Source organism: Sulfitobacter sp. PR48 (assembly GCF_028807335.1).
Taxonomy (GTDB): domain Bacteria; phylum Pseudomonadota; class Alphaproteobacteria; order Rhodobacterales; family Rhodobacteraceae; genus Sulfitobacter.
Genome location: NZ_JARAMM010000002.1, coordinates 389,329 through 396,489, shown reverse-complemented (window position 1 = coordinate 396,489; position 7,161 = coordinate 389,329). Strand labels below are relative to the sequence as shown.

General features: G+C 62.8%; 9 protein-coding genes. 4 read left to right on the top strand and 5 right to left on the bottom strand.

Translation table 11 applies throughout. The annotated features are described in order from the left end of the window. On the top strand, positions 1 to 193 hold a 193-nt coding region (locus PVW51_RS04630), incomplete at its 5' end, for a hypothetical protein (RefSeq protein WP_274573775.1). A 157-nt stretch (positions 194 to 350) separates the two neighbouring features. On the opposite strand, the gene PVW51_RS04625 is transcribed toward PVW51_RS04630, so the two are convergent. The 3 genes from PVW51_RS04625 to dgcN form a co-directional block, all read right to left on the bottom strand. After that, positions 351 to 1,208 (bottom strand): D-amino-acid transaminase, encoded by an 858-nt coding sequence (locus PVW51_RS04625; protein WP_269365975.1) that lies wholly within the window; start codon positions 1,206 to 1,208, stop codon positions 351 to 353. Between the two features lie 212 nt (positions 1,209 to 1,420). After that, positions 1,421 to 2,386, bottom strand: a complete 966-nt coding sequence (gene dgcA, locus PVW51_RS04620; protein WP_274573774.1) for an N-acetyl-D-Glu racemase DgcA — start codon at positions 2,384 to 2,386, stop codon at positions 1,421 to 1,423. A gap of 58 nt (positions 2,387 to 2,444) precedes the next feature. Continuing rightward, positions 2,445 to 3,446, bottom strand: a complete 1,002-nt coding sequence (gene dgcN, locus PVW51_RS04615; protein WP_274573773.1) for an N-acetyltransferase DgcN — start codon at positions 3,444 to 3,446, stop codon at positions 2,445 to 2,447. A gap of 251 nt (positions 3,447 to 3,697) precedes the next feature. On the opposite strand from dgcN, the gene PVW51_RS04610 reads away from it, so the two are divergent. Beyond that, a complete protein-coding gene (locus PVW51_RS04610) occupies positions 3,698 to 4,657 on the top strand; it encodes an L-malyl-CoA/beta-methylmalyl-CoA lyase (RefSeq protein ID WP_114273711.1) in 960 nt (319 codons plus the stop codon). Between the two features lie 48 nt (positions 4,658 to 4,705). Here the strand turns inward: PVW51_RS04610 and PVW51_RS04605 are convergent, their stop codons facing one another. Beyond that, positions 4,706 to 4,837, bottom strand: a complete 132-nt coding sequence (locus tag PVW51_RS04605) for a hypothetical protein (protein ID WP_269365983.1) — start codon at positions 4,835 to 4,837, stop codon at positions 4,706 to 4,708. A gap of 254 nt (positions 4,838 to 5,091) precedes the next feature. On the opposite strand from PVW51_RS04605, the gene PVW51_RS04600 reads away from it, so the two are divergent. Beyond that, complete coding sequence (locus tag PVW51_RS04600) at positions 5,092 to 6,054, top strand: acetyl-CoA carboxylase carboxyltransferase subunit alpha (RefSeq protein WP_114273712.1); 963 nt, start codon at positions 5,092 to 5,094, stop codon at positions 6,052 to 6,054. A 6-nt stretch (positions 6,055 to 6,060) separates the two neighbouring features. Here the strand turns inward: PVW51_RS04600 and PVW51_RS04595 are convergent, their stop codons facing one another. Next, positions 6,061 to 6,507, bottom strand: coding sequence for a GNAT family N-acetyltransferase (locus PVW51_RS04595; RefSeq protein ID WP_269365986.1), 447 nt, complete (start codon positions 6,505 to 6,507; stop codon positions 6,061 to 6,063). 303 nt (positions 6,508 to 6,810) lie between these two features. Here PVW51_RS04595 and PVW51_RS04590 point away from each other — a divergent pair, with 303 nt between their 5' ends. Continuing rightward, complete coding sequence (locus PVW51_RS04590; RefSeq protein WP_274573772.1) at positions 6,811 to 7,116, top strand: hypothetical protein; 306 nt, start codon at positions 6,811 to 6,813, stop codon at positions 7,114 to 7,116. Positions 7,117 to 7,161: the final 45 nt, after the last annotated feature.

Here is a 7,161-nt window from a genome sequence, read left to right as displayed (position 1 = left end):
GGCCAAGGCTTGTGGCTGGCGTCGTGGAAGAACGATTTCGTTGTTTCGGGGGGAGCGGGTGCAGGAACGTGCTTTTTCAGCAATCTGGGGGCCGCGTTCATCGCGGCCCTTTTTCTTTGGCGTGGTCGCACCCTGTATCGAAACAGATTTCAGGCAGCGTTATGCGATTCCGCAATCTCGCATGACGCTTTAACAATTGGCGTCCAAATGCTCCGTTACCGTCTTCCTGCGCCGCATGACATCGGGCTTTTCACAAGCCTGACCGGGATCCCGGAGCTGCGGTGCAGCCTTGTGCCGACTCTGTTTCAGGTGGCGCAGGCAACCACAGTCACCCAAGCGCGACAGGTCGTTCAGACCGCCGCCTTGCGCATCTCGTCCAGATAGATTTCCCGCAGGCGCGGCGCCACACGACCCGGCGTACCATCGCCCAGCGCCACGCCGTCGATCTCAACCACCGGCATGACAAAGGCCGAAGCCGAGGTGGTAAAGGCCTCATCCGCCTCCTTGGCCTCGTCGATGGTAAAGTTGCGCTCTTCCACTTCCATCTGCGCCTCGCGGGCGAACCGCAGCACCGCCGCACGGGTGATGCCGTGCAGAATGTCGTTGCTGAGGGCGCGGGTGATGATCTTGTTGCCCTTCACGATATAGGCGTTGTTGGACGTGCCTTCGGTCACGAAACCATCCTCGACCATCCAGGCATCGTCGCAACCGGCCTTCTTGGCCATCATCTTGCCCATGGAGGGATAAAGCAGCTGCACCGTCTTGATGTCGCGGCGACCCCAGCGGATGTCCTCGATGCTGATGACCTTGGCCCCTTTCCGTGCCGCCGGATTATCGGCCAGGCCGGGCTTGTTCTGCGTGAACAGGACAACGGTCGGCTCGGTCTCGGGCGCGGGATAGGCGAAATCGCGATCGCCGTCGGAGCCACGGGTGATCTGCAAATACACCAGACCCTCGTCGATCCCGTTCAGGCGCACCAGCTCGCGGTGCACCTCCAGCAGATCATCCTTGCTGATCGGGTTCTTCATCTCCAGCTCGTTCAGCGAGCGGCTGAGGCGCACGGCGTGGCCGTCGAAATCAATCAGCTTGCCATCCAGCACGGATGTAACCTCGTATACGCCATCAGCCATCAGGAACCCCCGGTCAAAGATCGAGACCCGCGCCTCATCCTCGGGGAGGTATTCGCCGTTCACATAGACTGTCCGCATCTTCTCAATCCTCTTTCAGCGGGCGACGCCCGTCCTGTTTTGTCCGGGTCCGACATGGCCCGGACGCCGCCGCCTGTCCATCCCTTTTGCGGTCCCGGTGCCGCCCGTTCGGCGCTGAAAAGCGCCACTGGAGCTTTTCCGGGACGCGCCATTGCCGGGGCTCCGCCCGTTCGGCGCTGAAAAGCTCCACTGGAGCTTTTCCGGGACGCGCCTCACCCCCAAAGTGCGGCGAGCGGCGGGTGCACACCGGCATCGTCGAACGTCAGGGCATTTTCGCGGTCCTCGCCCAGAAGCAGCGGCCCGTCAAGATCAACCACACGCGCCCCCTGGGCGACCAGTGTCGCAGGCGCCATCGCCAGCGACGATCCGACCATGCAGCCGACCATCACGTCGTATCCTTCGGCCAGCGCCGCCGCCCGCAGTTCCAGCGCCTCGGTCAGACCGCCGGTCTTGTCCAGCTTGATGTTCACCACATCGTATTTGCCCTTGAGATGCGGCAGGCTGGCACGATCATGTGCGCTCTCGTCCGCGCAGACCGGCACCGGCCGCTCCATCCCGATCAGGGCGTCATCCTCGCCCGCGGGCAGCGGTTGTTCCACCAGCGCCACCCCAAGGCGGACCAGATGCGGGGCAAGGTCGGCATAGACCGCCGCCGACCAGCCTTCGTTTGCATCCACGATAATGGTCGATTTCGGCGCACCGGCACGGACAGCCTCAAGGCGGGGCATATCGTCCGGCGTCCCCAGCTTGATCTTCAACAGGGGGCGATGGGCGTTTTTCGCCGCCTGCGCCCGCATTTCCGCAGGTTCGGCCAGCGACAGGGTATAGGCGGTGATCTCGGGCCCCGGTTCCGGCAGACCGGCCAGTTCCCACACCCGCTTGTCCGCGCGCTTTGCCTCAAGGTCCCAAAGGGCGCAATCCACCGCATTGCGCGCAGCACCTGCGGGCAAAAGATCATAAAGGCCCGCGCGGGTCAGATTGCCGCTCAACCCCTCGATCTGCGCCGCGACACTGTCCAGCGTTTCATCATAGCGCGCATAGGGCACACATTCTCCCCGGCCCGTCACGCCATCCGCGTGGATGTGCACCGTCAGCACCTTCGCTTCGGTCCGCGAACCGCGCGATATGGTAAAGACCTGTGCCAGCGGAAAGACATCCCGGCTCACTTCTATGCGCATGACCGCTCCTCTTTTTGGCCAAAAATATCCAATCCCGAACGCGCTGCGGTCGCGACGGTCAAAGGACTTCCAGCGCCTCGGCCAGGCGCGCGGCACCGTGGCGGAACGGATCGACCGCAGGCAGGCCCAGCTCGGCCTCTACCTTCCTGAGGTATTCGTCTGCTTCCTGCTCGGACAGATGCTGCGTGTTCACCGAAATGCCGACGACCTTGCAATCCGGGTTGGCCACCCGTGCCAGGGTCAGCGCCACGTCGCGCACCGCTTCCAGCGAAGGCGGCGTGTAATCGGGCAGCCCCCGCATATGCGGGCGCGTCGGCTCGTGGCACAGGATCAGCGCATCGGGCTGTCCGCCATGGATCAGCGCAAGCGTCACCCCGGAGTAGCTGACGTGGAACAGGCTGCCCTGCCCCTCGATGATATCCCAGTGATCGGGGTCGTTGTCAGGTGTCAGATATTCCACGGCACCGGCCATGAAATCGGCAATCACCGCGTCCAGCGGCACGCCGGAACCGGTGATCAGGATGCCGGTCTGCCCGGTGGCCCGGAAGGTGCTTTTCATGCCGCGCTCGCGCATCGCCACGTCCAGCGCCAGCGCCGTGTACATCTTGCCCACTGAACAATCCGTGCCAACCGCCAGAACCCGTTTGCCGGTCCGCTTTTTGCCATTGGCGATCGGGTATTCCACGTTCGGCACCCGGACGTCATGCAGGGTGCGGCCGTTGACCTGGGAGGCGGCGACCAGCACGCCCTCATTGGCCAGCAGATTGTGCAGGCCCGACGCCAGGTCGAACCCCATGTTCAGCGCTTCTACCAGCACCTCTTTCCAGGCCGCGGAAATCACCCCGCCCCGGTTGGCCACGCCGATCACCAGCGTCTTGGCACCGGCTTCCTTTGCCTCCGCCAGGGTCATGTCCCTGAGACCCACATCCGCCTTGCACCCCGCCATGCGGAACTGGCCCACTGCATTCTCGGGGCGCCAGTCCTTGATGCCCTGGGCCACCTTCGCGGCAAGCTGGTCAGGCGCATCGCCAAGGAACAACAGATATGGGGTCTCGATCATGGCAGGCTCTCCAATAAGGTGGTTTGTCGCATCTTCCGCCATGTGGCACGCAAATCGATTGCAATTCTGCAAGCGACAGCGTCACGACGACAAGTTTCCAGCGTCAAGCCTGATATATGTGCAAGAATATTGCAACCGCCGCGCCAATGAAATGCTGCACCTGCGAAATCCGGCTTGCAGCTTGCTGCGCAATTTAATACCTGATTGCATCAGGAAAATCGTAATATTATTTCGCCACGAAGGAATCCGCCATGTCTTTCCGCATCCAGCCCACGCCGCCCGCCCGCCCGAATCGCTGCCAGTTGTTCGGCCCCGGCTCCAACAAGAAACTCTTTGAAAAGATGGCGGCCTCGGCAGCGGATGTGATCAATCTCGATCTGGAGGATTCCGTAGGGCCCAATGACAAGGACATGGCCCGCGCCAATGTGATCGAGGCGATCAACACCGTCGACTGGGGCAACAAGACCCTTTCGGTGCGCATCAACAGCCTTGATACGCCTTACTGGTATCGCGATGTGGTGGATCTTCTGGAACAGGCCTCAGAACGGCTCGACATGATCATGATCCCGAAAGTGGGCTGCGCGGCGGACATCTACGCCGTCGACGCACTTGTGACGGCGATCGAGGCCGCCAAGGGGCGCACCAAGCGGATTGCGCTTGAGGTCATCATCGAATCCGCTGCCGGCATCGCCCATGTTGAGGAGATCGCCGCATCTTCCCCCCGGCTTGAGGCGATGAGCCTTGGGGCCGCAGATTTCGCGGCCTCCATGGGGATGCAGACCACCGGGATCGGCGGCACGCAGGAAAACTACTACATGCTGCACGAGGGCCAGAAACATTGGTCCGACCCCTGGCATTGGGCGCAGACCGCCATTGTCGCCGCCTGCCGGACCCATGGCATCCTGCCGGTGGACGGCCCCTTTGGCGATTTCTCAGACGACGAAGGCTGCCGGGCGCAGGCGCGGCGCTCTGCCACCCTGGGCATGGTCGGCAAATGGGCCATTCACCCGAAACAGATCGCAATCTCCAACGAGGTCTTCACCCCCTCGGAAGAAGCGGTCACCGAAGCGCGCGAAATTCTGGCCGCGATGGAGCAGGCCAAAGCCAATGGCGAGGGGGCGACGGTCTACAAGGGTCGCCTTGTCGATATCGCCAGCATCAAGCAGGCCGAAGTGATCGTGCGCCAGTCAGAAATGATTGCGAACAGCTGAATTCTGCCTTCAACCTGCCGGGTCGGCCCCTTTTGACAGGGGGCCGGCTCAGACCATCTGCTGCTGCGCCGGGGGCAGCTGATCGGCGGCATCACTGCCAAAGCTGACCCGATGCTGGTAGATTGCCATGGCCACAACCGTGCCAAGCATGCCCGCGAGAATGTAATTTACCAGCGCCATCTTTGGCCCCTTTGCCAACATATTTCTGCCTTAATCCAAGGCCCACTCTTCGACTGACCCGGGGTTTTCGCAAGTAAAACAAGGAAAACACATTGTTTCCGCGAGGTTTTTCGCCTTAATTGCGCCGCATTTAGCCAACTGTCGCCGGTGGCGAAACACGGGGGCACGCACGCGCGCACCCGCCGCCCCGCTGCCGCCGCGTTGCAAAGCGCCGCAACTGCGGCCATATATCGGGCAACAAGGCGGAGCATTACATGACGCAGTATCTGGATTTTGAGAAACCCCTGGCAGAGATCGAGGGCAAGGCGGAAGAATTGCGCGCCATGGCGCGCGAAAACGGGGAAATGGACATCACGGCCGAGGCCAAGGCGCTGGATGCCAAGGCAGCCAGCCTGCTTGAGGAAATCTATGGCTCTCTGACCCCCTGGCGCAAATGTCAGGTTGCCCGGCACCCCGAGCGTCCGCATTGCGAACACTACATCAAGGCCCTTTTCACCGAATTCACGCCGCTGGCAGGCGACCGCAACTTTGCCGACGATCTGGCGGTCATGGGCGGCCTTGCACGTTTTGGCGACCGCCCCGTCATGGTGATTGGTCATGAGAAGGGCAATGATACCAAATCCCGGATCGAGCGGAATTTCGGCATGGCCCGCCCTGAAGGTTACCGCAAGGCGGTGCGCCTGATGGAACTGGCCGGCAAGTTCGGCCTGCCGGTGATCACGCTGGTGGATACGCCCGGGGCCTATCCCGGCAAGGGGGCCGAGGAACGTGGCCAGTCCGAGGCGATTGCACGTTCCACCGAGAAATGCCTGCAGATCGGTGTGCCGCTGGTGAGTGTGATCATCGGCGAGGGTGGATCGGGCGGCGCTGTCGCCTTTGCCACCGCCAACCGGGTCGCGATGCTGGAACATGCGGTCTATTCCGTGATCACCCCTGAGGGCTGCGCGTCGATTCTCTGGAAGGATTCCGAAAAGATGCGCGAGGCCGCAGAGGCCATGCGCCTGACCGCCGATGACCTGCGCAAACTGGGCGTCACCGACAGGATCATCACCGAACCGAAAGGCGGCGCGCACCGCGATGCCCCTGCCGCGATCAAGGCCGTTGGCGGTGCAATCGCCGCCATGCTGAAAGAACTCGACGGCAAGGATGCTGCCGCCCTGATCGCCGACCGTCGCAAGAAATACCTGGACATGGGCGCCAAGGGCCTGGCCGCCTGACTCCCCCTACCATTTGATGCGAAACCGTGGTCCCGGTTGCGGGACACGGTCGAATCCCATGGCGACATAGGCCTCCTGCGCGGCCAGGTTGCCCGGATCGGTCCCGACCGCCAGAAACCGGCAGCCCCGCGCCTGCGCAACGCCGATGCAGGCGTCGACCAGGGCGCGCCCCACACCCTGCCCGCGCATGTTGTCCCGGATGAACAGGTGATGCAGGTCCATGCCACGCACGCCGAACTGCAATTGGGCAAGCGGGCAAAGCGCAGCATAGCCGGACAGGCCCTGTGCCGCTTCGGCGACAAGGACACTCAGCCAGGGATGCGCACCCAGCGCATCGCGGGCAAGGTCGTCAAGCGTAAGCTGCGCGGTATCGCCATGGTGCCGGGCAAGGTGGCAAACCATGGCATGAACCTGCGGCAGATCGTTTTCGGTGACAGGTCTGATGAGAGGCATTGAGAAGCTCCGTTCGGGCCGACCGCACGGAGGGGCCGCGCGTCAGGCGGCCAAATGTTTCTGAATGGGGAAAGGACCGCGCTTATTGAGTGCGGCGATAGGAGCGCTGGGTCGTGGTGCGGCGGTTTTCCATAGGGGCAGTTAGCGACCGGACAGGTGATGTGTCAACGCCACACCGCCAAAGTTGTGAAGCCGCCTGAATTGCAAACCCGCCCCCGCATCACGATATTTGTATCAGAGGGCGTCTGAGACCACCTCTTGGCCCCTAGGCGCCTTCCGGATCACATCGGAAAGGAGCCAGTCATGTACAAACGCATTCTCACCGCTGCCCTGCTCTTCGGGATGGCCTGCACCGGGCCCCCGGCCTGGGCCCTGACCTGCGCCCCGCGCGAAGCGCTGGTGGCGCGGCTGACATCGGAATATGCCGAAACGCTGACCGCGCGGGGGTTGCAGAACGGCGCGGCCCTGATCGAGGTTTGGAGCTCGGAAGAAAGAGGCAGCTTTACCATCCTGCTGACCCGCCCGGACGGCATAAGCTGCGTGATGTCGGCAGGCACCCACTGGATGATGGAAAAGCCGATCGTCACCACCGGCGGCGTTGCGGGCTGAGGCCGCGGCGGCAGGGGCAGGTTTCCGCGGCAAGTCCTCGGCTGA

Excerpts from the sequence above, each read along its gene's own strand:
- PVW51_RS04625 (WP_269365975.1), bottom strand. The coding sequence starts at position 1,208 with ATGCGGACAGTCTATGTGAACGGCGAATACCTCCCCGAGGATGAGGCG.
- dgcA (WP_274573774.1), bottom strand. The coding sequence starts at position 2,386 with ATGCGCATAGAAGTGAGCCGGGATGTCTTTCCGCTGGCACAGGTCTTT.
- dgcN (WP_274573773.1), bottom strand. The coding sequence starts at position 3,446 with ATGATCGAGACCCCATATCTGTTGTTCCTTGGCGATGCGCCTGACCAG.
- PVW51_RS04610 (WP_114273711.1), top strand. The coding sequence starts at position 3,698 with ATGTCTTTCCGCATCCAGCCCACGCCGCCCGCCCGCCCGAATCGCTGC.
- PVW51_RS04605 (WP_269365983.1), bottom strand. The coding sequence starts at position 4,837 with ATGGCGCTGGTAAATTACATTCTCGCGGGCATGCTTGGCACGGTTGTG.
- PVW51_RS04600 (WP_114273712.1), top strand. The coding sequence starts at position 5,092 with ATGACGCAGTATCTGGATTTTGAGAAACCCCTGGCAGAGATCGAGGGC.
- PVW51_RS04595 (WP_269365986.1), bottom strand. The coding sequence starts at position 6,507 with ATGCCTCTCATCAGACCTGTCACCGAAAACGATCTGCCGCAGGTTCAT.
- PVW51_RS04590 (WP_274573772.1), top strand. The coding sequence starts at position 6,811 with ATGTACAAACGCATTCTCACCGCTGCCCTGCTCTTCGGGATGGCCTGC.